This window comes from Shewanella sp. AC34-MNA-CIBAN-0136 (assembly GCF_040309945.1).
In the GTDB taxonomy this organism is placed as follows: domain Bacteria; phylum Pseudomonadota; class Gammaproteobacteria; order Enterobacterales; family Shewanellaceae; genus Shewanella.
Window position 1 is genome coordinate 131,035 of record NZ_JBEOPJ010000006.1, and the last position, 26,179, is coordinate 157,213.

At 42.5% G+C, this 26,179-nt stretch carries 23 protein-coding genes; 11 read left to right on the top strand and 12 right to left on the bottom strand.

Features of this window, described 5'->3' with window-relative positions:
* Position 1 precedes the first annotated feature (1 nt).
* Positions 2-673, bottom strand: coding sequence for a methylamine utilization protein (locus AAEY94_RS07950; RefSeq protein ID WP_350978290.1), 672 nt, complete (start codon positions 671-673; stop codon positions 2-4).
* 154 nt (positions 674-827) lie between these two features.
* On the opposite strand from AAEY94_RS07950, the gene AAEY94_RS07955 reads away from it, so the two are divergent.
* The 3 genes from AAEY94_RS07955 to ccoG all read left to right on the top strand — a co-directional run bounded on the left by AAEY94_RS07955 (position 828) and on the right by ccoG (position 4,753).
* Positions 828-1,466: a paraquat-inducible protein A gene (locus AAEY94_RS07955; protein WP_350978292.1), complete on the top strand. Its 639-nt coding sequence runs from the start codon at positions 828-830 to the stop codon at positions 1,464-1,466.
* Between the two features lie 208 nt (positions 1,467-1,674).
* Complete coding sequence (locus AAEY94_RS07960; RefSeq protein ID WP_162024141.1) at positions 1,675-3,117, top strand: sigma-54 interaction domain-containing protein; 1,443 nt, start codon at positions 1,675-1,677, stop codon at positions 3,115-3,117.
* A 172-nt stretch (positions 3,118-3,289) separates the two neighbouring features.
* Positions 3,290-4,753, top strand: a complete 1,464-nt coding sequence (gene ccoG / locus AAEY94_RS07965) for a cytochrome c oxidase accessory protein CcoG (protein ID WP_350978293.1) — start codon at positions 3,290-3,292, stop codon at positions 4,751-4,753.
* 148 nt (positions 4,754-4,901) lie between these two features.
* On the opposite strand, the gene AAEY94_RS07970 is transcribed toward ccoG, so the two are convergent.
* Entirely contained in the window at positions 4,902-5,414 is a 513-nt protein-coding gene (locus AAEY94_RS07970) for an aldolase/citrate lyase/malate synthase family protein (RefSeq protein ID WP_049763561.1), read from the bottom strand.
* 153 nt (positions 5,415-5,567) lie between these two features.
* Here AAEY94_RS07970 and AAEY94_RS07975 point away from each other — a divergent pair, with 153 nt between their 5' ends.
* Entirely contained in the window at positions 5,568-7,103 is a 1,536-nt protein-coding gene (locus AAEY94_RS07975; RefSeq protein WP_101088576.1) for a DUF3612 domain-containing protein, read from the top strand.
* Positions 7,104-7,179: 76 nt separating this feature from the next.
* Here the strand turns inward: AAEY94_RS07975 and AAEY94_RS07980 are convergent, their stop codons facing one another.
* The 6 genes from AAEY94_RS07980 to AAEY94_RS08005 all read right to left on the bottom strand — a co-directional run bounded on the left by AAEY94_RS07980 (position 7,180) and on the right by AAEY94_RS08005 (position 12,572).
* A complete protein-coding gene (locus AAEY94_RS07980) occupies positions 7,180-8,520 on the bottom strand; it encodes a sensor histidine kinase (RefSeq protein ID WP_350978295.1) in 1,341 nt (446 codons plus the stop codon).
* Positions 8,484-9,161 carry a response regulator transcription factor gene (locus AAEY94_RS07985; protein WP_350978297.1) on the bottom strand — a complete coding sequence of 226 codons (678 nt, stop codon included), beginning with the start codon at positions 9,159-9,161 and terminating at the stop codon, positions 8,484-8,486. Before AAEY94_RS07985 ends, AAEY94_RS07980 begins: the two co-directional genes overlap by 37 nt.
* Before the next feature lie 43 nt (positions 9,162-9,204).
* Entirely contained in the window at positions 9,205-9,963 is a 759-nt protein-coding gene (locus AAEY94_RS07990; RefSeq protein ID WP_350978299.1) for a COG4705 family protein, read from the bottom strand.
* A 25-nt stretch (positions 9,964-9,988) separates the two neighbouring features.
* Positions 9,989-10,798 (bottom strand): COG4705 family protein, encoded by an 810-nt coding sequence (locus tag AAEY94_RS07995; protein WP_335691784.1) that lies wholly within the window; start codon positions 10,796-10,798, stop codon positions 9,989-9,991.
* Between the two features lie 287 nt (positions 10,799-11,085).
* On the bottom strand, positions 11,086-11,718 hold the full coding sequence (locus tag AAEY94_RS08000; RefSeq protein WP_182744920.1) for a type 1 glutamine amidotransferase: 633 nt from the start codon (positions 11,716-11,718) through the stop codon (positions 11,086-11,088).
* Entirely contained in the window at positions 11,715-12,572 is an 858-nt protein-coding gene (locus tag AAEY94_RS08005; protein ID WP_350978301.1) for a hypothetical protein, read from the bottom strand. The genes AAEY94_RS08000 and AAEY94_RS08005 overlap by 4 nt, the downstream gene beginning before the upstream one ends.
* Before the next feature lie 331 nt (positions 12,573-12,903).
* Here AAEY94_RS08005 and ardA point away from each other — a divergent pair, with 331 nt between their 5' ends.
* From ardA to AAEY94_RS08030, 5 genes are all read left to right on the top strand, one after another.
* Positions 12,904-14,424, top strand: coding sequence for an acrylate reductase flavoprotein subunit ArdA (gene ardA / locus AAEY94_RS08010; protein ID WP_101088569.1), 1,521 nt, complete (start codon positions 12,904-12,906; stop codon positions 14,422-14,424).
* 28 nt (positions 14,425-14,452) lie between these two features.
* On the top strand, positions 14,453-14,806 hold the full coding sequence (ardB, locus tag AAEY94_RS08015; protein WP_011639305.1) for an acrylate reductase cytochrome subunit ArdB: 354 nt from the start codon (positions 14,453-14,455) through the stop codon (positions 14,804-14,806).
* A 331-nt stretch (positions 14,807-15,137) separates the two neighbouring features.
* Positions 15,138-16,382, top strand: coding sequence for a dimethylsulfoniopropionate lyase DddY (gene dddY, locus AAEY94_RS08020; protein ID WP_350978303.1), 1,245 nt, complete (start codon positions 15,138-15,140; stop codon positions 16,380-16,382).
* Between the two features lie 40 nt (positions 16,383-16,422).
* Positions 16,423-17,550: a hypothetical protein gene (locus AAEY94_RS08025; protein WP_350978305.1), complete on the top strand. Its 1,128-nt coding sequence runs from the start codon at positions 16,423-16,425 to the stop codon at positions 17,548-17,550.
* 303 nt (positions 17,551-17,853) lie between these two features.
* Positions 17,854-19,155, top strand: a complete 1,302-nt coding sequence (locus tag AAEY94_RS08030) for an anaerobic C4-dicarboxylate transporter (RefSeq protein ID WP_350978306.1) — start codon at positions 17,854-17,856, stop codon at positions 19,153-19,155.
* 66 nt (positions 19,156-19,221) lie between these two features.
* Here AAEY94_RS08030 and AAEY94_RS08035 read toward each other — a convergent pair whose 3' ends face one another.
* Positions 19,222-20,088: a LysR family transcriptional regulator gene (locus AAEY94_RS08035; protein ID WP_162024128.1), complete on the bottom strand. Its 867-nt coding sequence runs from the start codon at positions 20,086-20,088 to the stop codon at positions 19,222-19,224.
* A 121-nt stretch (positions 20,089-20,209) separates the two neighbouring features.
* Here AAEY94_RS08035 and AAEY94_RS08040 point away from each other — a divergent pair, with 121 nt between their 5' ends.
* Positions 20,210-20,842: a TetR/AcrR family transcriptional regulator gene (locus tag AAEY94_RS08040; protein WP_162024127.1), complete on the top strand. Its 633-nt coding sequence runs from the start codon at positions 20,210-20,212 to the stop codon at positions 20,840-20,842.
* Between the two features lie 60 nt (positions 20,843-20,902).
* Here the strand turns inward: AAEY94_RS08040 and gorA are convergent, their stop codons facing one another.
* The 3 genes from gorA to AAEY94_RS08055 form a co-directional block, all read right to left on the bottom strand.
* Entirely contained in the window at positions 20,903-22,258 is a 1,356-nt protein-coding gene (gene gorA / locus AAEY94_RS08045; protein WP_192116183.1) for a glutathione-disulfide reductase, read from the bottom strand.
* A gap of 76 nt (positions 22,259-22,334) precedes the next feature.
* Entirely contained in the window at positions 22,335-22,880 is a 546-nt protein-coding gene (locus AAEY94_RS08050; protein WP_350978309.1) for a hypothetical protein, read from the bottom strand.
* A 78-nt stretch (positions 22,881-22,958) separates the two neighbouring features.
* Entirely contained in the window at positions 22,959-23,723 is a 765-nt protein-coding gene (locus AAEY94_RS08055; RefSeq protein ID WP_350978311.1) for a hypothetical protein, read from the bottom strand.
* 367 nt (positions 23,724-24,090) lie between these two features.
* Between AAEY94_RS08055 and prlC the strand changes: the two genes are divergently transcribed.
* A complete protein-coding gene (prlC, locus tag AAEY94_RS08060; protein WP_192116180.1) occupies positions 24,091-26,130 on the top strand; it encodes an oligopeptidase A in 2,040 nt (679 codons plus the stop codon).
* The last annotated feature ends 49 nt before the right edge of the window (positions 26,131-26,179 follow it).

The following is a 26,179-nucleotide window of genomic DNA, read 5'->3' on the forward strand; positions in this document are numbered from 1 at the left end:
GCTATCCCGTGACATCGCTTGCTTGAGGGTAACTACCAAAGCCGCTAGGTGGCGACGATGGTTTATCTTGGTGTTCAACATCAATGCTAAACGTTAACTGATTATCGTCATTGCTTACAATGACCAAAGATGAAGGTGTTGCCGTTATTTGCCAAGGATGCCAAATTTTGGCCTGGTATTCGCCTGCAGGTAAATCTGTTAATTGGAGTTTACCTTGTGTATCACTCACCGAAAAATAAGGACTGCTGGCCACATAAATAAAGGCCTGCATGTAATCATGAATATTGCAGCCTATGGCAACTAAACCAGGTTTATCAAATGTAATCGGGTCTTCAGTTGTGCCTACATACAATTTTAACTCAAATTGTTTGGCTTCAGAAAATGAATAAACATGGTGCCGAGTGCGATCTAAATTAGGAAAATCAACCTTGGCACCTTGCGGCACTGCCAATACAAAAGGTGAGAACACTCGATTTTGTTGGCGCATTTGGTAAGGAGCTAAGGTCGATGGCGTTGTATTAGATGGTGACATAGAAATTAACTCTACCACGCTATCGCTTAGCATCACGCCTTGCGCATCGGTAACATTAATCGTCAAAGTAGCCGCAGTCACTGCCGCTGAAAAAAAATACGTTAAACACAACAAACATGTCGTAAATGGATTTATTGGCATGTATTGGCCTCATTATTAAGAGTGTAGCAAGAGTGCCGCGTAGTGGTTAATGGTCTACGTAATATGGCATCATAACCTACAAGAATCAAAATACAGCATCATCACAGCTTAATGCGACTATTTGTTTCGGTATACATCAGCAAACGAGGTGTTCATGAAAATGTATGTATCCATCAGTTTAGTACTGATATCGTTAATCCTGCTTATTCCCGGCGTGACAGAACCGATGTTAACGATAACAGGCACCATTGAAAAGTCGCAGTTAGTGGATACGGGTAAGGATATGTTAATCCAAGATTTAACGGAAGACTCTCGTGCTAATACCCGTGGAATATTGGATATTGCCGCCAGTATGTTAGGGCTAGATAAGCTAGACGGTGAAGTAGAGGTTTTTCGTAATAGCCGCAGTATCATTGATACCATTTCAGCACTATATCAGTCACATCATTTTGTCGTGGCCATGTTGGTCGGGTTATTCAGTATTGTGATCCCTGCCGTTAAGTTAATCACCATGCTCATATTACTGCTGCCAGTGCCACCCTTAATTAAGCAAAGATTGAGCAAAATGATCAGTGGTATCGGCAAATGGTCTATGGCCGATGTGTTTGTGGTCGCAATTATTGTGACTTACATGGCAGGTAATGCGTCAGCTGGAATGGGCGACATGCTTAAGACTCAATCTCAGTTTGAAATCGGTTTCTATTATTTTTTAGGTTACTGTATTTTTTCAATCGCCAGCCAGATGATGGTCGACATGACACAAATGCAAAAGTCGCAGAATACCGCTCGCTAATATAGACAACCGAGGCTACTAGATTTGTGAGCTGGCGACATTGAAATTCGACGTTAACGTAAAAAAGGCTTAAATCAGCTTATTATTTTGATGATTCATGGGAATCACGATAACAAGTCATTATGGTTAAGCGAAGTCGCGATATTTCGCGACTTATGTTTTACAATGGTTATAATGAGTCTATGTACTAGTAACCTTAAGATTGGCTATGACTGACTCTACAACCCCTGAATATATTGGCTCCGATCATTTTTTGCCTAAAAATACTCTGTTGCTTAATGCCATGACAGAGGGTGTGTATGGTTTTGATTTAGCCGGTAATGCGGTGTTCATTAACCCCGCAGCAGAGCAAATGACAGGCTGGAAAAGTGCCGAATTAATTGGCCGAAATATTCACGACTGCCATCATCATAGTCATGCAGATGGTAGTCATTATCCTCAACATGACTGCCCCATTTATCGCACCTTACAAGATGCTATTCCTCGGCAAGTGAACGAAGATGTATTTTGGCGCAAAGATGGCAGCAGCTTTCCGGTGTATTACAGCTCAACCCCAGTATATGATCAGCAACAACTCGTCGGTGTTATCGCGATATTTCGTGATGTAAGCATGCAAAAACATACCGAGCAATCATTGAGACAAGCATTAGCGCAAGTGCAGGCTTTGTCAGAACGGTTAGCATCAGAAAATCAATACTTACTCACTGAGCTACAAGGTCAGCAAGGCGCGTCAGGAATATCGGGTAACAGCCAACCTATCAATCAACTCATGCAACAGATTCACTTGGTCGCTAATACCGACAGTACCGTACTCATTTGCGGTGAAAACGGCACCGGCAAAGAGTTAGTTGCGCGTAACTTACACAGGCTAAGTCATCGTAAAGACCAGCCGATGGTGAGTGTTAACTGCGCCGCATTTTCGACCGCATTGCTGGAAAGTGAGCTGTTTGGTCATGAAAAAGGCGCATTTACTGGTGCTACAGCGCGACGCAAAGGCCGATTTGAATTGGCCAATAATGGCACCTTATTTTTAGATGAAATTGCCGAGTTGAGCTTATCGGCACAATCTAAATTGTTACGGGTGATTCAAGAGCAAAGCTTCGAGCGCGTTGGCAGTAGTGAAACCATTAAGGTCAATATTCGCTTAGTGGCTGCCACCCATCACGATTTAACCGCGCGAGTAGAGCAAGGCTTGTTTCGCATGGACTTATATTACCGCTTGAACGTATTTCCAATTACCGTGCCGCCGTTACGAGAGCGCCGCGAAGATATTCCGCAATTAGTCAGTGATTTAGTCGCATCACTGAGCAAAAAACTCGGTAAAAAAATCACTAAGGTGAGTGCTAAAGGACTGAAGAACTTACAGCAATATGCTTGGCCTGGTAACGTGCGTGAGTTGCAAAACCTAATCGAGCGAGAAATGATTTTATCGCAAAGTGGCCATTTACTGTTTAATACTTTACCTGTAGCGGTTGCCACACCGTTAGCTACCAGCACGTTAACCATGGCACAAGCCGAAGCCGCACATATTATTGCGGTATTAAATGCTAGCCACTGGCGTATTTCTGGCCCGTTTGGTGCTGCTGCAATGCTAGATATGCCGGCGAGTACCTTACGATCTCGAATGAAAAAGTTAGCCATTACACGCTAATTTTTATAATTGGTTTTATTAGGTCGCGATATATCGTGTAAAAAGTGATATATCGTGACATTATGCTATAAGTATTTTATTTTAATCTTTTTAAATCAAATAATTACAATTATATCTAAGTTGGCTTAGTCTTTGCTATAACAGGGCAATATTGTGTTATAGGAATACATTTATGCCCAAATCATCATCTCAAACTCCGGCAGCGACTGTGCCAGTTGATAAAGCTGCCGTTTCACAACGGATTCCAGTGGTGCAAATTGCTACGCCGTCGACAAAAATTCAGGTTCGAGAACAGAAGGGTGTATTTCAACGGCTGCGTCAGCACAGTAATACGTTACTGATTGCGATTTTTTTCATGATCCCATTTATCAATTACCAAGGCCGGCAAGCCATTCTGTTTGATGTCACCGAACAGCAATTCTTTTTCTTCAATATCACCCTGTGGCCACAAGATTTTACCGTTTTAGCGTGGTTTTTTATGGCCGCGGCTTTTGCATTGTTTTTTGTCACGGTTTACTGGGGCCGAGTTTGGTGTGGTTTTTTGTGTCCGCAAACCGCGTGGACTTTTATATATATGTGGGTAGAAGCCAAGGTAGAGGGCAATCATCATCATCGAGCGGCATTAGACAAAGCACCATGGTCACTGAATAAAGTGCGTAAACGAGTGACGAAGCATGCGGTGTGGATGGTGTTTGCCTTGCTAACTGGCTGCGGGTTTATTGGTTATTTTATGCCTGCACGCGAGTTGTATGTTGATATTTTTAGCATGAGTAGTGGTTTTTGGACTGGCACCTGGGTGTGGTTTTTTGCCATATGCACTTATTTAAATGCCGGCTGGATGCGTGAAATGATGTGTTTGCATTGCTGTCCTTACTCGCGTTTTCAAGCGGTGATGTTTGACGCCAACACTAAAACAGTGAGCTATGATGCTGATAGAGGGGAATCTCGTGGGCCACGTAAGCGCTCACAAAAAACAGAACTAGGTGACTGTGTAGATTGTAATTTGTGTGTTGACGTTTGCCCCACTGGGATTGATATTCGTAATGGCTTGCAATACGAATGTATTAACTGCGGTGCCTGTGTTGATGCATGTAATCAAACCATGGAAAAGTTTGGCTATGCACCCAATTTAATCAGCTTTACCAGCGAAAATGCCTTAAAAGGACAACCAAAAGCCAGCCTGTTGTCGCTAAAATCGCTTGGTTACGCCAGTGCATTACTGATCATGATTGTGCTGATTATTAGCGATTTAAGTCACTTAAGTCATATACAGCTCAATGTAATCCGCGACCGCCAAACCTTGTATCGTCAAGTGGGTATCGATAAAGTTGAAAACAGTTATCAACTTAAAATTCGCAATAAAACTCAACAAATGGCTTTTTATCAAATAAGTATCAGCAATGACGATCCCCAAAAGCAAACATTGCAAATAGTCACCGACAGTTTGATTGCGATAAAACCTGCAGAACAACTGGATTATCCGTTGACCCTCAGTGGCCGCCTGAGTAACCGCACGAGTGATAGCACCCAACAAACAGTGCAATTTAAGGTGACCCAAATTCAAAGTTTGGAAAATCCAACGCCAACGGAACCTGTAAATGAGATCTCGCAAACATCACGCTTCTTTTGGCCGTAATCTCAGTATCTCAGTATGGCGGCATAAACGCGTGTCGGCATTATTGGATGCTACGCAGCAAAATGGTTAAGTAACAAAAAGGCTTGTCGCATTATTAATGGGACAAGCCTTTTTTGCTAAACGTTCGCAGTGTAATCGCGATAAGCCATTAACGCTGATGTAACGCGTAGTCGCTACCATCTTTAGCGGTAAACACTTTACAGTTGCCTTCAGTTGGCTGACAGCCTGTGTGGATTAAGCTAATCCATTGCTTGTATGGCGTCGGCAAATTCTTAATTGGAATCGCAACTTGAATGTCTTCAATATTAGCCTGGTCTGTGGTGCCCATTTGTCCTTGGCGGTCGAAACAAATCTCAACATGGGTATCATTATTCTTTAATACAACAGATGTTGGTTCACTTTTGTGACCAGTCAGTGCCACAAATTGACATGGATTTTGTAAACCACACTGAGAGCCGTCTTTTAAAAATGCCAATAAGTGCGTGTAGTAAACTACATAGCTGCTGACATCTTGGTGCGAGCCTTCAGTTAATGGAAATTGTGCATCCAAAAAGTCTTTGGCGTTTGTGGTGCGATCCTGTTGATTCGTCGTTGCCACAAATTGCTCACCAATGAAGCGGTTAAGGTTTTGGGTGGCTGTTGCGCTTGCTTGAGTAGACATATTCATCGCCTTATTCCTCTTCGTATTGTTGTAGGTCACAAAACCTTTTTCAGTATTGTTTATCATTAAGCCTTGTTCGCAGCTTGATTTTTAGTCTATGCTATTTTTACAAACAATTTCACAATAAAAATTTTACAGTGTGAATTATACAAAATGAGAAATGATAAAAGCTTAATGCGAAAGACCCATTTTTTGGGCACAAAGATAAGAAACTTGCGTAAACGCAATAACTTAACCATGGAAGACTTGTCTGCTCGTTGTATGCGTGTTGACTCAGGTAACTCGCCGTCAGTGTCATACTTGTCAATGATCGAGCGCGGAAAACGTGTTCCAAGCGCTGATATGTTGGCGGTAATTGCAGTGGTTTTTCAAAAAGAAGTGGAATGGTTTCTTGATGATGTGCCAGAAGATGAAGCGATTACGCCTGAAAAAGGCAATAAAGGCGGCATAAGTGGTATGCCGCTAGAGCCGAGTTTTTTGTTCTCCAATGACATTCTGCAAATTGCCATCCCTGAAATGTTGTCGCAAACCGGCACCAGTGGCCGCCAATTTGCTCATTTACTGATCCGCGCGCACCAAGAGCATCATCAAAACCATTTTCCTGATTTAGAGCGTGCGGCCGAAGAAGTTGGCTTAAAACGTATGCCGCTTGCCACCGAAGATATTATCGATATTGCCAAGGGCATGGGCTTAAAAATTAAATGGATCGACCGTGCGCCTAAAGAAGTTATCAACGAAATGGGCTTGAGTTCTAAACAGTTGGTTACCTCATTTTTTGAGCCACCGGGAACCATTTATATCAGTAATATTCTGAAAAATAGACCCAGCAGATTGAGATATGACTTGGCCGTGCACATAGGTCATTGTGTGTTGCACAATAAAGACGGCTTAAAAAGTGTGATGATGTCTGGTCGCCGTGATGACTTTGATGATGCGCTGGTCCCTCAGTCAAACACCTTGAATGCACAAGATATTTTGCATGCGTGGCGTGATTTTGAATCAAGCTTTTTTGCGGGTGCTTTGCTGTGTCCTAAAGTGCCGTATCGGCAGTTACTTGACCGACATGGCTATGAGATTAGCGTGCATAAACAACTGCAAGTGTCAGCGTCTGTTGCTATGCGCCGCATGACGGTAGTGTCGCCTTATCCGCACTGGCATTACTTTGATGCCTACGCACCGGGTAAGCTAAAAGCGGTTTATCGTGGTAATGGCATTCCTTTGCCTTGGGGTAACATGCGCCTGGTAGAAGACCCTTGTCAGCACTGGGCTGTGTTTAGAATGATTAACGAGCCAGTCGCAGGCACGTCTGCGCAAATATCAATTTTAAATGTCGGTAATGAACCGCGTATTTATTGCTGTGAATCGATTAAGGTTGATGACTCGGCAGGTAATCCGCATGTGTTATGTGCGGGTATTGATTTAAATCCGGCGATTGAAGCGCAAGGCAAAGATGCGCAGTCGATTGCACATGAATTAAAACAAGCTTGCTCAACGGGCGGCGGCTCAATCATTATCCCCAAACATATCCAAAAGGATCTCATCAGTGTGGCGAAAATCCTTAATATTAACTGGATTGAGCGTGGGATTAAAAAAGATGCACAGCTAATTTGCTCGCGTGGAGCAGTGTGCCCACGTCAGCCAAGCTGTTATGCCGCAGGGCGTAATTTATGCGAGGGAGATCAAGGCTAATTTGACCTTTGTTGATGCCGCATCAGCATAAGTTGATGCGGTATAACAGGCGTGATTAAACGGCACCTCAATCCTGTTAAAGAGGAAACCGCACCGTAATACAAAGCCCGCAGTTATTGACAGGATCGGTTGGCGCTAAGCTAATTTTTGCGTCCATTTGCTGCACAATACTCGCCACAATCGCTAATCCTAAACCTGAGCCATATTCGTTACTGCCCAAGACTCGATAAAAGGGTTCAAACACTTTTTGAGCTTCATCTGTGGCGATACCTGGACCAGTGTCTTTGATGGTCATCTCAATGTATTGATCTGTTTTAGTAATGCTTAAATCAATTTTACCGCCATTTGGGGTGTAGCGAATCGCATTGTCGATAAGGTTGTGAATTAAGGTTTTTAAACGGACAGGATTGGCATTGAGTTCGGCGTCGTTATCTTGGCTAAAGCCCAAATCAATCTCTTTCGCTTCTGCAAGTGGGTACAGATCTTCAATCACCTCAACGAACACCATTTTTAACGATATTGTTTGAGGTTGTTGGACGCTGTTGTCTTGTTGACGCGCCATCGACAATAGTTGTTCTAGTAGATGAATACTGCGACCTATTCCGGCTTGTAGTGCATTAAGCTTCTGGCGCGCATCGTCCGTTAACTCTGTTTGCTGAAGACGTTGTGCCTGTAACGACAGTGCAGTTATGGGCGATCTTAATTCATGGGCGGCATCGGCAATAAAACGCTTTTGGCTAGCAATAACCTGGCTATTTTTGCTGAGTAAACGATTAATTGCCTCAACAAAGGGCACAATTTCACTCGGCAATTGAGTGGTGGGAATTAGCTGTAGGTCATGCTCAGTTTGACGGTCAACTTCGTGGGCTAAAATACTAATCGGGCCAAGAATTTTACCTAGAATATACCCCAGTAATAACAGTAAAAGCGGAATTAATACTAACAATGGCATCAGAGTATGCAGCGCGGTTTCAAACGCAATATCGTCACGAATAGCAGTATCTTGGGCGATGGCGATACGTTGAGTGGATGACAAGGTGCGAACAAACACTCGCCAAGATTGGGTGGCTAAATTAACCGTATGAAATCCATCGGTTAAATTGCTCGGCAAGGCTAGGGTATTTTGGTCTAAGGCATTACTTGCTGAGTTGCTACCCAATAACTGCACTGAAACCTGAAACTCCAACTGATCTTGGCTTAACGGGGTGAGTGTTCCGTTGTTTAGCGTAAGCGAGTAATGGTCAAACAGCACGGCCATTTGTTGCAATACATCATCTTGGAGCTCATGGGCTTCTTCAAAGGCACTGCTAAAGGTAAAGCTGGCGGCTATGATCGCAACAGACAAAATGGCTGCTGAAATCCAATAAGATAAGCGTGTTTTTAACGAATTACTGGGGCGTTTTTTGACACCATCCATCCTACACCTCTGACATTTTTAATGGTTTCTGTACCCAATTTTTTACGCAAACAATGAATTAAAAACTCTACCGCATTACTTTCTACCTCTTCACCCCAGCCATAAATTCGTTCTTCTAAATCACTTTTTGAATGAATCGAACCGGGTCGAATAAGCAATGTTTGCAGTAGGGCGAACTCGCGGTTAGACAGTAAAATATTATCTTGAGTGAGGGTTTTGGCTTCATGTGTGGCTGGATTTAGCCAAACAATATTATTGGTTAATTCTGATGTATGTTGGTTGGCATTGCGCCTTGTTACTGCACGAATGCGTGCCAGTAGTTCGGTTATATCGAAGGGCTTAACGAGATAATCATCGGCACCTAAATCGAGCCCTTTGACTCGGTCTTCTAGGTTGTCTCTGGCGGTAATAATGATCACCGCCAGTGCGGGATGCTGAGCTCGAATATATTGCATTACTTGTAAACCATCCAGTTTAGGTAAGCCAAGGTCGAGCAACACCACATCGTATTGCTGGCAACGTAAACTGTGCAGTGCCGCTTCACCATCGCATATCCAATCAACCGCATAGGCGACATCTTTTAAGGCGCTTTGCATGGCATCGCCAATCATTTTATCGTCTTCTACTAATAAAATACGCATAGCACCTCAATCGGACACAATGACACAAAGTGAAAAGTCTTGATTAATGATGTGTTGTCGCGGCTTGCTGCTTAAATAACATTAAACACAACACCATACCAAAGAGTAATGCGGCCGACGCACTAAAGCGACTAAATTCTAATCCACCATGACTAATGGGTTTATCTAAAAAGTCACCCACCACGGCACCTAAAGGTCTGGTTAAAATAAAGCTTAGCCAAAACAACAGAGTGCGAGATATTGAGCTCCAAAGATAGGCAGCTAATAACACTAATAACAGGCTACCAAAGATTAACGCACTGGCATCATAACCAAGGCCTGCACTGTCTACTGTCCAGTCGCCTAACGCTGTACCTAAGGTTTGTGACAGTAAAATCGTCACCCAATAAAAACATTCGGTTTTGGTATTGTTTATCGACTGATTAGACAGGCTACCTGCACTGACGTACCAAATTGAAAATGATACGCACAATAAGCTCACCAGTAATAATGTGCCGCCAGTATAGCCAATGCCTAAAGAGCGGTCGGCAAAGTCAGCCATCGTTGTGCCAGCCGTCGTTGTAGCGATAATGGTGGCCCAATAAATACTCGAAGAATACTGTTTACTGCGAATTTGTATTGCTACCGCTATCGCGAATAAACCGATAAAAATAACTGAGCTAACTAAATAGCCGAGGTTAAGCGACATCGATAACGCATCTCCTGCCGTTTCGCCTAAGGTGGTGGCCAGTATTTTTACCAACCAAAATATTAAGGTGACTTGTGGCACTTTAGTCAGCGCCTGCTTTTGTAGTGTGTCCATATCGATGCTCACTTATGTTGATAGATTATTGGCTTTTTTGCTGTTTGGTGCGAACGGTTAGGTATGCCACAAGTGCAATAATAATCACTAAAAACACAATGCTGGTGCTGGTGGTACCAAACCCTAGGCCGCCTTTACGAATGGGTTGTGACAGTAAGTCGCCGATAGATGCACCCAGTGGACGAGTTAATATATAAGCTAGCCAAAAGCACAATACGGCATTCGCCTTGAAGCGATAAAAGACTAGGCTTATCAGCGTAATTAACCCACCAAATACGATTGCCGACATGCCATAACCGACATTCATATCTTCCGACACCCAATCGCCCACAGCAGTACCAAGTGCGAAGGTAAATAGAATGGCCAACCAATAAAATAGCTCACGTTTAAGAGTGACAATGGAGTGGATGGATAAGGTGCGTTCTTTACTGAACCAGTATGCAAATGTTGCCGCTAATAATGCGCTAAACACCGCTGTCGATACCGGTAGAGGCACATCGAGTTTGTCTGTGAGAATGTCGGTGACTAAGGTGCCAAAAATACTGATAAGCACCACAACACTCCAATATGCACCTGGGCGATATTGGCTTTGTTTAAGTTGCACCAATAAGACGACAAGTAAAAATACTCCCATGATGATGCTGGTATTAATCATGCCTACGTGAAGATGGAAGCTAAGATAATCTGCTGCGGTTTCACCAACGGTGGTCGACATCATTTTGATGACCCAAAAAATCAACGTGATTTCAGGTACTTTGTTGAGCCAACCGTGTTGCGATGTATTGCTGCTACTTGGGGCATGACGGGTTACTGGTGTTATGACTATTGGTTTCATGTGGACTCCTGATCCAGTAGTGAAACATGCTGTAGTCATATAATGCCGAGCAATACTTAGCCCAAACATAGGGCTAAGTATAGAGCGACTTTTTTCGGTTATTTTTTAGCGATAGCGTTTGGCTAAGTTATTAGACTAAGACATTTAGATAAACCATTTCGTTAAGCACTTACGGAGGTACTTTCATCAAATACTTTTGTGAACCATTACGGCGCATTGATAATTTTTATGCAGTTCTAGGCGCCATATATTGCGCCATATATTGCGCTATAGATTACACCTAATTTTCAACAAAAGTGCTCAGTAAGTAGCTTAAAAAAGAACGGTTCGAGAGTATCTTGCATAGCGTGAGTGTGCGGTGTGTTAGTTACAGGGCACTCATCACCAAAATGACTGACGAGTTGCCCTATTTGCGCGGAATTCCATTCAGGATGAAACTGCAAACCAATAGCCTGTTGGTGGTGATACATTTGCACATTACACTGTGCTGAACGAGCCAGCGACACAATACTGTCAGGTAAGTTGATGGCTTGATAATGCCACTGCGGCACAGCCATTATCGTACCATCAGCAAAGGTTACCTCATGCCAACCCAGTTCAGGATTAGGCATATCAATGACTTGGCCACCAAGTTCAATTGCCAATAACTGCGCGCCCAAACAAATGGCCAATAAAGGGACTTGTTGAGTTAATGCCTGTTTAATTAATCTTGACTCGGTTTGCATCCAAACAGGGTTATCCACCACATTCATCGGCCCACCTAAAATAATTAATCCTCGGTAAGCATCGAGATTTTCGGGCAAAGATTCTGGTGCATAAAAACACTCAAGTTCGATACTGTGTTGTTTAGCCCACAGTGCCATTCTACCGACGCCTTCGGCAGGGTGATGCTGAAATACTGCAATAGTTTTGTGGATCATTTCAGTTCATCCAACTCTATATACACTCTTGAAACCGTAGTCATTGGACGAGTGATGTTTGGCTTTGTGTTTGGGGCCACTAGAGAAGTGTTTTTAGGTGTTGTGTCGGGCAATGCAGCACGAAGTTGGGCTTCATTGTTAAATAAGTTTGCCGTATCAATAGGAATAACAATTTCTGCGGGTAAGCTATTGCCGACATTATCGAGGCGTACAATGTGATCGGCATCGGGTCGAGTCGTCAGGCGTTTAACGAGAAACTGTACCTTATCGTCAGGGGTATTATTAACCTTAAGATAAGTATTGTTGCTGGTTTTTTGTTGCTCGAACTGAGTATCTAATTCATTGAATACTAACACCCTAGTCACGGTTAGCCCTTGGTTCTTCCATTGCATTTCACCGCCGCGTTCAAAATGGCCTTTAACAATATCAACGTTTAAATGTTCAATATGACTTGGATGAGCGGGAGATAGCATCGATAGGTCAAATTGTTGCGGCACTATGGTCCAAATCGGATATCCGCTAGCTGCCGATAACGTTAAGCCGTTGATTACCGCTGTGTTGATTTGAGGATCATCAAAAGTTAGCTGCAACACGACTTGGGCATTATGTGGGAGGTGAAACATCGGTAAATGCGAGGCAAATAAACCATATTCACTGCCAAACAATAGCATGCCGTGAAGTCCAACTCGAACTTGTGGCGTTACAGGGCTATTCGATGAGGTATCTACTTGTGTCGCGTTGGTAGTCAGTGGCAGTAGCATCAAAATGGCCAATAAACCCCGACTGAAATACTTGTAAACGCGGCGTATGGATAATGGCGAAAATAGTGTGGTGATATAGCGATTTAATAGCATATTAGCGGCTCTTCTGTGTAGATGGCAGATGGGGCCGTCCCCGATGTGAATACCTGTCGATGAAAAGTGGTGAATGTCAGGCTGAGGTCGTCCTCAATGGGTTAATCATATCGATTAAATATAGAATAAACCAGCTGTTATGCGGGGCGGTTCACAATGTGGACTCAATTCCAAAAGCAAGCTTATGCAGTAATTTCCTTGAAAGTCCTACCTACAATTGATTAGTCGATATTCGCTGTTATTTTCACCAAACATTAACAATAGTTCCCGTTTTGGAATTGATTCCATCGATATGATGAAGCGTCAATAATATAAAAAGGGGTGATAACCTATGAGCAATATAGATCTATTAGGGCGCCGTAAGTTTATTGCAGGTCTAGGTATTGCTGCTGGTGCAGCGATGGTAGCACCAGCAATGGCAGTGTCTGAAAAGGCAGATGGTGTTAAATGGGACAAAGAAGTTGAAATCGTCATTATTGGTTCTGGTTTTGCGGGGTTAGCTGCCGCAATCGAAGCCACCAAACATGGTGCAAAAGACGTTCATATATTTGAAAAAATGTCCTATTTTGGTGGTAACTCGGCGATTAACGGTGGGCTTTTTGCCGCACCAGGCACGCCGATGCAAAAGAAAGAAGGTGTTGAAGACTCGGTAGACAGAATGGTTAATGACCAATTATTGTCTGGCCGTGGCATTGCCGATGAAGGGTTATTGCGTCATGTCGCATCTCATGCGGTTGAAGCGTTACAAATGACCTTAGATGCAGGTTCTGAATACCATCCTTACTTACAACAACTAGGTGGTCACTCGGTTGCACGTACTTACCAAACCTCAGTAAGTTGTGGTGCTGGTATCACCCAACCATTGTACAAAGAGTGTAAACGTATTGGTGTAAACACCCACAATCGTTCAAAATTTGAAGGATTCCTCGTTGGTAATAAAGGCGAAGTTGTTGGTGTTAAAATGCGTCAAAATTATCACTTTGGCGAAGACCAGCCTGGTAAAGTCCTCAATATTCGCGCCAAACGTGGTGTGATTATGGCTACCGGTGGCTTTGCGCAAAACGTTGATTTACGTATGGCGCAAGATCCAACCTTAACTGCAGACGTTGGTTGTACCAACGCACCAGGTGCAACAGGCGAGGGTATGTTCGAAATGTTCCGTTTAGGAGCTATTCCTGTGCATTTGGCTCACATTCAATCAGGCCCTTGGGCTTCACCTGATGAAGGTGGCTTTGGTTATGTGTCTAACTATTCAATTTTCAACTTACCTCATTCAATTGCTGTTAGCCGCACAACCGGTAAGCGTTTCATGAATGAAATTGCCGATCGTAAAACACGTGCTGATGCTGAATTAAGTAACCGTGATGAAAAAGGCAATCCTGTACCACCACTGTTGATTTCAAGCTTTAAAGACTCTAAAGCACATCCAAATACCGAAAAAGTGATTAAGTACAATGTCGGTTGGAAGTTTGAAAGTCTTGAAGAGTTGGCAACACACTTTGGTGTCCCTCTAGCTGGGTTAAAAGCACAAATCGCTGAATACAATGGCTATGTAAAATCTGGCGAAGATAAGCAGTTTGGCAAAGATATGACGTTGGCGAAAAACAAAATGATCGAAGCGCCATTTACTGTCGTTCGCTTGTGGCCAAAAGTGCATTACTGCCAAGGTGGTGTAAAAGTTAATACCAAAGCCGAAGTAACAGATAGCTTTACTGGTAAGTCTATTACTGGTCTTTATGCCGCTGGTGAAGTGTGTGGTGGTATTCATGGCGTTAGCCGTTTAGGCAGTTGTTCTATCCCAGAATGTATGGTGATGGGCATGACTGCTGCTAGAAGTCTCATGAACGTTTAACCAGACCAGTGAACAAGAGGAATCATTAATGAAAAACTTTAATATTATACTTGGGCTGGTACTACTTGGATTAACCAGCTTATCAGTACAGTCAGCAGAGATCCGTGACTACCATAAAGAGGTTATCGGTAAAGACTGTAAAACTTGTCATGATAATGGCATCAAGCAGTTTCCATCTGATCAGTCCTGTTTGCAGTGTCATGATGTTGATGACTTAGCAAAGAAAACCGCCAGAAGTGAAGAAGACAAGTGGCAGAACCCACACAATAACCTTCACTATGGTAAAGATGTACCTTGCCAAGAGTGTCACAGCGAACATAAAACCAAACAACCATTATGCAGCAATTGTCATACGTTTAAGTTTGATAAGCATAAAGGGTAAACTAATTTAAATTGATATTAGTTTTAAAAGCCGCATATTAATGTATTAATATGCGGCTTTTATATTATATGTGATTGTTTTTTTCATTATTCATTATTAATTATTAATTTAGATTTTAACTTATTAGGTGTTAAGTTATTAGGTTTTAAGTTATTAGGTTTTAAGTTATTAGAAATTTAAGGTTGAACGCCTACAGTTTTTTAATCACTTTTTAAGTATTAATTGTATTTTTGTTGTTTATATTTGTTGTAAGTATGTTGAATGTAATTTTTTGGAATTAATTCCAAGGGTAATATCCATCCGTCTTAAATAATAAAGAAAGATGGATGATATGAAATATAATACCTTGTTAGTTATGATGTTGTTATCTAGTTCTGCTATGGCGAGTGAAATACCTAGTTTTTTAGATAAGAACGATGTTGATAATGCTGAGTTCACTTGTTTAGGAGCAGAATCTCAGTACGATAAAAATGATCAAAAATATGTCGATATTTTATGGAATGAAACACTGCAATATTTACAATCTTACGCGGTAGCATTAACCAATAGTGAAAATGGTCCATGTTTAAATTCAGACCAAGCAATGTACGATTCTACCGAAGGTGGTAAGAATATGTGCATCATGGATCGCAGAGACATGAAGCTATTAGTTAAAAACATTTATCAAGTTATTAATAATTCAGATAAAGCGAAAAAGTGTTTTGGCGCACGCCAAGACGTCGATTGGATTTACAGTCCTGGTGGTCAATTAGCTGAAAAATCCCCAGTAGCTAAATGGCTTAAACGTGCAACATTCGATTCCTTTTTTGACACAAAAGTCACTAATAAAGACGTGCGTAAACTCGGCAAAGAGTTTACTAAAAACTTTACTAAAATGGTAACGGGCGATGAAGTGAAAATGCCCTCAGCTTTCCCAACAGATATTAGTGCCAACGCATTACCTAACTTATGGGCAGCAGCAGGTTGGTACCCAATGTATGCTGAAGAAAGTAAACGCAATGATAAAAACTTCAACAACATTCGTGGTGGTTATGCCTATGCCGAAATTTTTGGTCACTGGGGACTATTACGCATAGACGAAATTAACGGAGAAAAGGTTGGTGCAGAAGTCGGTATGACAGTGCAATCAGTCGATACCTTATATCCCTATCATAACCATGCAATATCTGAAATTTATTACAACATGCGCGTGCCTGCGTGTGCGAATGAGTTTAAGAGCTTTGCCGTGCGTGAAGATTCACCGTTAATTAACACCGTTAAAGAAGACGACAACGTTAGACAAGTTCAGTTTGATGCAGGTCAACACAATGGGCAGACCATGTGGCTGTCGAGCAGTGCTGATATCGATCCGCTAATGTATTTTCATCAAAATACTATCCATGCCTTTGAAGTCGATGGCAGCTGCGAAGCTAAGCCAGAAGAGCGCGCTATAGTGTCTGTTTGGGCAAGAAGCAATGCCAACGACAAGCGTAATGACTATGGCACCACGCTACTTTGTGAGTCAGCTAAAAACCCCGGTACACCTGCTCATAAAGATGAAGTTATTCAATGTGACTTAACAAAAATCAAATGGTAACGGCCAAGTTATTAATTATCGAATTGGGAAATACAATAAAATGAAATTATTAAAGTTATCTTTATTATCTACTTTAGTATCGCTATGCATGGTTTCTTTTTACTCTACAGCACAAGATGTTGAAGATGGAATTAACGTATCCGGTACCTTAAGAGCTAATTATTCATATAAGCAATATAGTGATAGTTCTAAAGATAAATCAGGTGATTTAACCTTTGAGATGGCATCCGTTAAATTCAACGGTAAATTAGATAACTGGGGGTTATCATCTGAATATCGTTTTTATGATGGATGGGAAGCACTACGTTATGGTTATGCCTTTTATGATTACTCAGAACAATTGCAAATTCAATTTGGTATAAATCAAGTACCATTTGGTAACCCGGGTTTTATTTCAAATAGTTTTTGGTTTGGCGTACCGTATTATTTAGGTTTTGAAGATGATTATGATACAGGTATTAAAACGGTTTATTCAAATAATGGTTGGGGAACTGAGTTTGCGTTTTATAAAGGCGCTGAATATGGTGCCAGTCGTAATGAACGATATTCAACAGACTTATATTCTGGCCAAGTCAACGGCACTGACTATTACAATGAAGAAACTAACCAATTAAATTTACGCCAAACCTATGCGATGGAGTATGAAGGCGGTAAAACCGTGGTGGGTGCTTCGGTCGAGGTAGGGCAGATTTATAATAGTAATACTGGCAATAATGGTGACCGATATGCCGTCGCGTTACATCTCGACAGTAGTTATAAAGGTTGGGCGCTGCAGTTACAGGCAATGCAATATGAGTACAATGCTGCTGATGCGTTAGACGATAACAAGCTTGCGGTATCGGCTTACGATTGGCAGTACGAAATTGCGTCTAAAGCGCAAGCTTATAGCATAAACATTGCTAAAACGATCACTACCAGCTGGGGCAGTGCAAAAATCTATAATGACTTCGGCGTGGTAACCCCCGATGTTGACAATGAAGACTATGACAACAGCTATCAAAATGTTACTGGTGTTGCGTTATCTTCAGGACCAACATACACCATGATTGATTTTATTATGGGTAAAAATATGTATGCCTCTACGCGTGATAATGGTCATGTTGGCTTACCTGAAATGGGTGATAGCTGGGACCACCGCATCAATATCAATTTTGGTTACTATTTCTAATCGCTGGTTTTCATCGATAGTTCTATCGTTAGATAGTTACGTTTCACTTTTATCTCCCCTTAAATGCCAATCATTGATTGGCATTTTTATATTTCTACCCACATTAGCATCTAAGCGAAATTACATCATTGCAAGTTAACTGGCCAATAAACCTGCAGACAAAACACCTCTTTTGGCTTGCAATGCAGTTAATTGATCCACGTCTACATTCGTAAAATCTCAACAGAGTACTATCACGATCTCTAAAGCAGTAATCCCTGCTATTTCATTCAAGACATTTAGGTTTTAAATAGAGTTAACACTATGATGATATTAGAAATAATTATTGTGCTTGGGGCGATTTACCTCGGCGCAAGAATGGGCAGTATAGGGATAGGTTTTGCTGGAGGTGTAGGGGTATTAATTCTTACCGTTGGATTAGGGTTAACGCCAGGTGCTATCCCCATCGATGTAATGCTGATTATTATGTCGGTTATTACCGCCATAGCTGCGATGCAAGAAGCGGGTGGCATGGACTATTTGGTATCTATTGCTGAAAAATTACTACGTAAGCACCCGAAACACATTACTTTTTTAGCACCAATAGTGACTTACACTATGACCTTATTTGCAGGTACTGGTCATACAGCATTTTCGACGCTGCCTGTGATTGCTGAAGTAGCAAAAGAGCAAGGTATTCGTCCATCTCGGCCGTTATCTATCGCAGTTGTCGCCTCACAAGTGGCCATTACAGCATCACCCATTTCTGCCGCTGTGGTGTTTTTTTCGGGTATTTTAGAACCGTTCGGAGTTGATTATTTAGTGTTGTTGGCTGTGTGTATTCCATCGACGCTTATTGCTTGTTTAATCGGTGCTGCAGTTGCGTCGATACTTGGTAAGCCGCTAGCACAAGATCCTATTTATCAGCAGCGTTTAGCCTGCGGATTGGTGAAAACTCGTGGTGAAACTCAAGTGACGTTATTACCGGGTGCTAAGCGATCGGTAGGTATATTCTTAATTGCGATAGTGGCGGTAATGTCTTATGCCACTGCCATTTCTGACAAGGTCGGCTTAATTGTTAACCCTGTGCTGTCGCGCGATGTGGCGATTATGCTGTTTATGCTATCTGCAGCGGCTGCAATAACGTGGTTTTGCCGTTTAGATGCCAGCAAGATTTCTAATGCATCAACATTTAAGTCAGGCATGTCGGCGTGTATTTGTGTGTTAGGGGTTGCATGGTTGGGCGACACTTTTGTGTCTAACCATATTGACGAAATTAAAAACGTTGCAGGAACCTTACTTCAAAGTCAGCCTTGGCTGTTATCGGTAGCGTTATTTTTTGCCTCAATGTTGTTGTATTCACAAGGGGCAACCACTAAAGCGTTAATGCCTGCTGCATTGGCGATTGGAGTGAGTCCATTAACGGCAATAGCCTCATTTGCAGCGGTGAGCGCGTTATTTGTATTACCTACTTACCCAACGTTGTTGGCTGCCGTAGAGATGGATGACACAGGCTCAACGCGGATTGGCAAGGCGGTTTTTAACCACCCATTTTTGATTCCTGGCGTGGTGACAATTACATCGAGCGTGTTATTGGCCTTTTTGTTTGGCAGCCTAATGCTGTAAAGCATAGTGGAAACGATAGTAGATAGTAGATATGTAGAGCAGGCAGAGTGGTTGGCATGAGAACGGCTAGTCGAGTTGATAGCCCTTGTGCTCGACATTGGCTTTAATCAAATTAATCAGCTGTAACGTAGCGTAGGTTTGCGTATCTGGGTTGAGATAAAGCGATTCATTAAACATGGGCAGTATAGGTAATCCATGTTCAATCGGGTCTAGCACCTGCATTTGGTCAGTGATTCTAAATTCGGCTATTGGCGCAATCACTAAGTCATTCTCAACTGCCATGCATAAGGCTTGTGGTGATGGGGTCGACAGCAACACATTAATGGGCCGCATCGAGAGTCGATGGTTAGCAAACACTTGCGCTCTAATCGGGCAATTTTCTGGATACAAACCCATCAGGATCGTCTTGCGCTTATGAGCGTTGCCTTCGACCGCCGCAACCCACTTAAAGCGACGAGTAAAGAGTAATTCGCCGTTAGTCGGTAGTTGCCAATGGGTTGCGACAATGACGTCAAATTCCCCTTGGTGTAAGCGTTTGTATAAGTTACCACTTACGTCAGTGTCGATAACAAGCTCTATGTTAGTAAATTCGCGGATAAATTCTAATAAGCAGCTGCTTAAGTAGCACTTTATAAAGTCGGTGGGTACACCAAGGCGGATCACTTCACGGTTTTGGCAATCTTTTAACTCATCAATAGCCTGTGAATTAAGTTGCATCATTTTATAGGCGTAGTTAAGCAGCGTTTCACCAGACTCGGTCAAGGTCACGCCTTTGTTGTCTCTAATCAGCAAGGTTTGGCCGACACTTTCTTCAAGTTTTTTAACTTGTAGGCTAAGTGTTGATTGGGTTCGGCAAATTTTATCGGCTGCTTTAGACAAGTTGCCACATTCAGCAACAGCAATAAAACTTTCTAATAATTCTATTTTTAACATGGGCTATTGAATAAGTTCATAGTGGTATCAGTATTACTCAATAAAGGGTATCCACAAAGCTTGCTATAGTGTAAATGTGAACTGTTAACGCTTTATTAACCCAAATAAGATGAGGCCCGAAATGAGCAGCTGGGAACAACGTGGCAACTATCTGATAGAAGTATCACAACGTTGTTTAAAAGGGCATAAAACCTTTGATTTATGCCGCTCGCATTTAGTTCAAGCTAGCCAGATATCCAAAGGCACCATCTACAATCACTTTACTTCAGAGGCCGACTTAATTATTGCCGTTGCCTGTGCGGACTACCGTAATTGGCTGATGCAAGCTGAACAAGACACGCAGCAGTATAGCGATCCTTATTTACGGTTTATTTTTCATCATTGCCAACGTTTGTATCGTATTTTGTCTGAGCAAGCATTTGTCATTGCCCGAGTAGTTCCTAACGAGGCCGTTTTATCACAAGCGAGTGATTACTATCGTGAGCGCTTTGATCGCGTGCTTGAGCAATATAAACAGTGGAATGCACAAACCTTAACGGAAATTGGTGAGGTCAGTGGTTTTAACCGTAGTGAGTTACTGTGTGACTACTTACGCGGTGCGATGATCAATAGTGATGATGCGCAAAAGCACTATAACGATGCGGAAATGTACTATCAACATAGTTTTGCTATGACGCAACTTATGGGGCATTCACAAAAGCGTCCACCTAATATTAAGGTGTTTGTACAGTGGTTGGCTGACAAGGAGGCATAAAAAAACCGTGTTTAATAACACGGCTTTTTATTAACTATTAGTAACTTAACGCATAGTAACTTAACGCATGGTAACAAACTCTTCTGCGCCAGTAGGATGTATCGCAACAACTGAGTCAAAGTCTGCTTTGGTTGCGCCCATTTTCATTGCCACGCCAAAACCTTGCAGTATTTCATCCATGCCAAAACCGATACCGTGAATACCGACAACCACTTCATTATCACCCGCACAAACCAGTTTCATTTTGCAGGCTTGGCGATGTGCTGTAACAGCTGAGTACATAGAGGTAAACGTTGAGGCGTAAACCTTAATATTGTCTTGGCCATACTTTTCAGCGGCTTCTGGTTCAGTTAAGCCCATGGTGCCGATGGGTGGATGGCTAAATACCACTGTCGGAATTAAGCTATAATCCATTTTGGCATCAGGTATGTTGCCGAATAAACGTTCTGACAATAAACGACCCGCTTTAATCGCGACGGGAGTTAATTCAACACCGCCCGCCATAATGTCGCCAACACAATAAACACCTTTCGCGGTGGTATTTTGCTGCTCATCAGTAATGACATAGCCTTTAGCATCTAACTGCACATCGGTATTTTCTAAGCCGATATTGCCCGTTGATGGTGAACGACCAATAGCCCAAATTAGGCAGTCAATCGTTAAGCTTTGGTCATTTTCTAATAGTAACGTCAGACTACCATCAGCATTTTTGGTGACCGATTTAGGTACGCTGTGAGTATGAAGCGTTGGGCCATCGGCGGCCATAGCATCAACTAATGCGTCGGTCAAAATTGGGTCAAAGTTACGAAGTGGTGCATGCTTACGTACTAATAAATGTGTTTCGCTGCCTAGTGCATGTAATACACCCGCCACTTCAACAGCTATATAACCGGCACCCACAACGGCTACACGCTTAGGTTGTTCACGTAATGCGAAGAAACCGTCTGAGTCGATACCGTATTGTGCACCAGGAATGTTAGGAATTGTTGGTGCTCCGCCAGTGGCAACCACAATATGGTCGGCAGTGTAGTGCTCGCCATCAACTTCAATGGTGTTGTTATTAATAAAGCGACCATAGCCATTTAATAAGGTGACCTTATTGCTCGCAAATCCACGGCTATAAGCATCATGAATGCGACTAATGTAGGCTTCACGATTGTCGACTAGTGTACTCCAATCGAATTTATTGACGGTAACATCAAAACCATAGTCTTTGGCGTAGAGGTTCAGCGCTTCAGCGACATGAGCGCCATACCACATGACTTTCTTAGGGACACAGCCGACGTTAACGCAAGTGCCGCCAACGTGTTTTGCTTCAATAATTAATACTTTTGCGCCACGCATTGCTGCACGGTTTGCTGAGGCGATGCCGCCACTGCCTGCGCCAAGCGCGATATAGTCAAAATGTTGAGCCATGATGATCTCCACTAGTTTAATGTATCCATTGTAGGGGGGATTGTGTTTGCAATCTAGTCGTTAAACCAATGCATTGTTAACGTTTATGTTGGCATTCACCACGGTCAACGTTATTAGGGCCGCTGGTTGCACACTTAAGGCAAGCCCATTCATCTTCCCTAATATCAATTTCATCTTGATAATGACTAAATTGACTGTTTTGGGTCTGACGTTGTTTTTTCTGAAGATGTTTTATGCGGTTATTGAGCCAGCGACAACTTGGATCATTGGCGATTGTTTTACTGGCTATAGCCGTGTTGGTTATGGTGGAGTGCTTTGAGATTGATGAGCGCGTGTTGTTTTGTTTGGTTGTTGGTTTTTTGTGGCTTGGTTTAAGGTAAATATCGTCGGCTCGATATTCTAACGCTGAGCGGTGCTCGGTGGGGATAATAATCACATTACCTTGATGATCGGTCGCGTATTGCGACGGGAGTGAGTTGGCATTGTCATTGGTTAATGGGGGGCGTTTATCGGGCTCTTTGATAATTAGTTTGGTGAGCTCGCTGGCAAGTAATGAGGTACTGAGTAGCATCATCAAAACCGCAAATAATACAAATAGTATATTGATAAGTCGAGTTAACATAAGCTTCCTTGCTTGAGTTGAGGTGGCATCCTGTAGCCCCTTTAGTCTAGCCTTGGATTGCTAAAATGCTAGCAAAGCTTAAAAACTCAGTTTGAAATGCACCCCTGCATAGGTTTGATCTAAGCTGTCTTGAATATCGTCGGCACTGGCTTGTTGCTTAATGTCTCCTTGAGCGATGCTGTGGCTAATGTGCGCAGACAATGCCATTGAATCATTAAGTTTCTGTTCGGCTTCTAGTCCAAATTGGAAATGGTTAGCACCGTTGTGTTCTTCACTGCTGTATTGAAAATCAAACCCCTGAACAATGTAAGGTGTCAAAGTGAAGTGTTGAGTGATTTCCCATGGACTATGTATGCTCAGTTCAATGAAATAGCCGCCAGCTTCGGTTGCATAAGTGTAGTTAACCGCGGGTACAAACCACGTTAATCCATTAACCGTCAACGCGCCGAAAAATTCATTATCAGAACAGCGCTCATCGCCATAAAATTCTAAGCGCTGATAGCCTACTGTGGCATCAATATTATTAGTGAGATGTAAGGTATATTCTAACCCTAGGTTCCATTCCACATAGTTCACCTGGTCTGCTCGACCTACAATGGCATAAACAGCGAGGTCGTTTTGTTCAATATTGCCCACTGCCCATGCAATACCGCCATGATCTAAATTGTCACGACCTTGAGTGACGTAATTATTTTCCCAAGCAACATCAAACCCTGCAGTCGGCTGGTATTCTGCCGTGGCGAATGCTGACGAGGTTGTCAGTAAACACATCATCGTAGCCATTGCACAACAAAAGGCGCGGGCATAATGGTTGCGGTTTGATAGGCAAAAATCAAATTTCATGTTTATTGAGCTCATATCGAAAAATGGAACAGTGCTTTTAATAAAGCGAATGGTAGCCCTTTTAGTGGGAAAATAAATGATAATCAGTCTCGTTTGGGATCTGTCTGTCAATATTGATTGTGTAAATGAAGTGTAAAATTAAATTGGGATCTGAGTCACTCTATTTATTGAATAAACCAGCTAGGTAGTAGAGCTGGTTATACGTTGAATCAACGATAACATAGTCAAATTTGGCGATAAGAAGGTCAGATTATCGCCTCGAAACCGAGGTTATATTTATTAGGATAAATTGTTTTTACGCTTGAAAACGGCAACATTTAACCCAATATAGGCTAAATACTCACGCGACATATTTCGAGGAATCTTTATGAGCAATCCATTGCTAAGTAGCGCAGAATTACCAGAATTTTCAAAAATTAAACCTGAACACATTCAGCCTGCAGTTGAGCAAGCCATTGCCAAATGTCGTGAGACTATTGAAGTACTATTAGCAAAAAATAGCCAATACACTTGGGACAATCTCATTGAGCCTCTTGAAGACGTTGACGATGAGTTAAGTAAAATGTGGTCGCCGGTGTCACACATGAACTCGGTGATCAGTAGTGATGAATTACGTGATGCTCACGATGCTTGTTTGCCGTTGTTGTCAGATTACGGCACCTATGTTGGCCAGCATCAAGGTTTGTACGAGGCGTATAAATCGATTCATGAATCGACAGACTTTGCCCAGTTAACTCAAGCGCAAAAAATGGTGATAGAGCAGAGCTTACGTGATTTTGAATTGTCGGGTATCGGTTTGGATGACAGTCAAAAAGCGCGCTATGGCGAAATGGTTAAACGCTTATCTGAACTCACCAGCAACTTTTCTAATCAACTGTTAGATGCCACCGAAGCGTGGACTAAGCTTATTACCGACGAAGCAGATTTAGCGGGTTTACCTGAGTCAGCCATCGCCGCAGCTAAAGCTATGGCCGACGCTAAAGAGCAAAAAGGTTGGTTATTCACCTTAGACTTTCCGTCTTATTTACCCGTAATGACCTATAGCGAAAACCGTGAGTTACGCGAAGAGTGTTACCGTGCATTTGTCACTCGCGCATCTGACCAGGGCCCGAATGCCGGTGAGTTTGATAACACCAATAACATGAATGAAATTGTGGCATTGCGTCATGAGTTAGCCAATTTACTCGGTTTTGCCAGCTACGCAGATAAATCGTTAGCCACCAAAATGGCAGAAAATCCAGCACAAGTATTGGGCTTTTTAAATGAGTTAGGCGAACGGTCTAAAGACCAAGCGTCAACTGAATTAGCCGAACTGCGTGCCTTTGCCAAAGACCATTACAACGTGACCGAAATGGCCTCATGGGATTTGAGTTTTTACGCTGAAAAACTGCAGCAACACAAGTACGAAGTGTCGCAAGAAATATTGCGTCCGTATTTTCCAGAAGACAAAGTCTTGTCAGGCTTGTTCTATACCGTGAATCGCTTATTTGGTTTAACCATTAGCGAACAAAAAGGCGTAGACACTTGGCACAAAGATGTTCGTTTCTTCCATATTCATGACGCCGATAAAGTACATCGTGGCAGCTTCTACCTAGATTTGTATGCTCGTAGCGGTAAACGTGGCGGCGCATGGATGGACGATTGTCGTGGTCGCCGGGTTACCTCTACTGGTTTGCAAAAGCCGGTAGCGTATTTAACCTGTAACTTTAATGGTCCTGTCGATGGCAAACCGGCATTGTTTACCCATGACGAAGTCACCACAATGTTCCATGAGTTTGGCCACGGCATTCACCACATGTTAACCAAAGTGGATGTGGGCGGAGTGTCGGGTATCAATGGTGTACCTTGGGATGCAGTAGAGCTGCCAAGTCAGTTTATGGAAAACTGGTGCTGGCAAGAAGAAGCATTAGCGGAAATTTCTGGCCACTATGAAACGGGCGAACCATTACCAAAAGCATTGTTAGACAAAATGCTAGCGGCGAAAAACTTCCAATCGGGCATGATGATGGTGCGCCAACTTGAGTTTTCACTGTTCGATTTTAGAATGCACCACGAGTTTGACCCCGCTAAAGGCGTCGATATTCAAGGTATTTTAGACCAAGTTCGCAGCCAAATTGCGGTATTAACCCCGCCAAGCTTTAATCGTTTTCAACACGGTTTTGCCCACATTTTTGCGGGTGGTTATGCCGCGGGTTATTACAGCTATAAATGGGCCGAAGTATTATCGGCAGATGCGTTCTCGCGTTTTGAAGCCGAAGGTATTTTTAATGCTGAAACAGGTAAAAGCTTCTTAAATAACATTCTTGAAATGGGTGGAAGTGAAGAGCCAATGGAGCTATTTAAACGCTTCATGGGCCGTGAACCCAATACAGATGCTTTATTGCGTCACTGTGGTATTGCTGTGTAAACCAAGCAAAATACATGGTTAAAAAATTAACAGCATAAACGCGAGTTTA

What these genes read in the sequence shown, in the direction of transcription:
- AAEY94_RS07950 (WP_350978290.1), bottom strand. Translation starts at nt 673, where the DNA reads ATGCCAATAAATCCATTTACGACATGTTTGTTGTGTTTAACGTATTTT.
- AAEY94_RS07955 (WP_350978292.1), top strand. Translation starts at nt 828, where the DNA reads ATGAAAATGTATGTATCCATCAGTTTAGTACTGATATCGTTAATCCTG.
- AAEY94_RS07960 (WP_162024141.1), top strand. Translation starts at nt 1,675, where the DNA reads ATGACTGACTCTACAACCCCTGAATATATTGGCTCCGATCATTTTTTG.
- ccoG (WP_350978293.1), top strand. Translation starts at nt 3,290, where the DNA reads ATGCCCAAATCATCATCTCAAACTCCGGCAGCGACTGTGCCAGTTGAT.
- AAEY94_RS07970 (WP_049763561.1), bottom strand. Translation starts at nt 5,414, where the DNA reads ATGTCTACTCAAGCAAGCGCAACAGCCACCCAAAACCTTAACCGCTTC.
- AAEY94_RS07975 (WP_101088576.1), top strand. Translation starts at nt 5,568, where the DNA reads ATGAGAAATGATAAAAGCTTAATGCGAAAGACCCATTTTTTGGGCACA.
- AAEY94_RS07980 (WP_350978295.1), bottom strand. Translation starts at nt 8,520, where the DNA reads ATGGATGGTGTCAAAAAACGCCCCAGTAATTCGTTAAAAACACGCTTA.
- AAEY94_RS07985 (WP_350978297.1), bottom strand. Translation starts at nt 9,161, where the DNA reads ATGCGTATTTTATTAGTAGAAGACGATAAAATGATTGGCGATGCCATG.
- AAEY94_RS07990 (WP_350978299.1), bottom strand. Translation starts at nt 9,963, where the DNA reads ATGGACACACTACAAAAGCAGGCGCTGACTAAAGTGCCACAAGTCACC.
- AAEY94_RS07995 (WP_335691784.1), bottom strand. Translation starts at nt 10,798, where the DNA reads ATGAAACCAATAGTCATAACACCAGTAACCCGTCATGCCCCAAGTAGC.
- AAEY94_RS08000 (WP_182744920.1), bottom strand. Translation starts at nt 11,718, where the DNA reads ATGATCCACAAAACTATTGCAGTATTTCAGCATCACCCTGCCGAAGGC.
- AAEY94_RS08005 (WP_350978301.1), bottom strand. Translation starts at nt 12,572, where the DNA reads ATGCTATTAAATCGCTATATCACCACACTATTTTCGCCATTATCCATA.
- ardA (WP_101088569.1), top strand. Translation starts at nt 12,904, where the DNA reads ATGAGCAATATAGATCTATTAGGGCGCCGTAAGTTTATTGCAGGTCTA.
- ardB (WP_011639305.1), top strand. Translation starts at nt 14,453, where the DNA reads ATGAAAAACTTTAATATTATACTTGGGCTGGTACTACTTGGATTAACC.
- dddY (WP_350978303.1), top strand. Translation starts at nt 15,138, where the DNA reads ATGAAATATAATACCTTGTTAGTTATGATGTTGTTATCTAGTTCTGCT.
- AAEY94_RS08025 (WP_350978305.1), top strand. Translation starts at nt 16,423, where the DNA reads ATGAAATTATTAAAGTTATCTTTATTATCTACTTTAGTATCGCTATGC.
- AAEY94_RS08030 (WP_350978306.1), top strand. Translation starts at nt 17,854, where the DNA reads ATGATGATATTAGAAATAATTATTGTGCTTGGGGCGATTTACCTCGGC.
- AAEY94_RS08035 (WP_162024128.1), bottom strand. Translation starts at nt 20,088, where the DNA reads ATGTTAAAAATAGAATTATTAGAAAGTTTTATTGCTGTTGCTGAATGT.
- AAEY94_RS08040 (WP_162024127.1), top strand. Translation starts at nt 20,210, where the DNA reads ATGAGCAGCTGGGAACAACGTGGCAACTATCTGATAGAAGTATCACAA.
- gorA (WP_192116183.1), bottom strand. Translation starts at nt 22,258, where the DNA reads ATGGCTCAACATTTTGACTATATCGCGCTTGGCGCAGGCAGTGGCGGC.
- AAEY94_RS08050 (WP_350978309.1), bottom strand. Translation starts at nt 22,880, where the DNA reads ATGTTAACTCGACTTATCAATATACTATTTGTATTATTTGCGGTTTTG.
- AAEY94_RS08055 (WP_350978311.1), bottom strand. Translation starts at nt 23,723, where the DNA reads ATGAAATTTGATTTTTGCCTATCAAACCGCAACCATTATGCCCGCGCC.
- prlC (WP_192116180.1), top strand. Translation starts at nt 24,091, where the DNA reads ATGAGCAATCCATTGCTAAGTAGCGCAGAATTACCAGAATTTTCAAAA.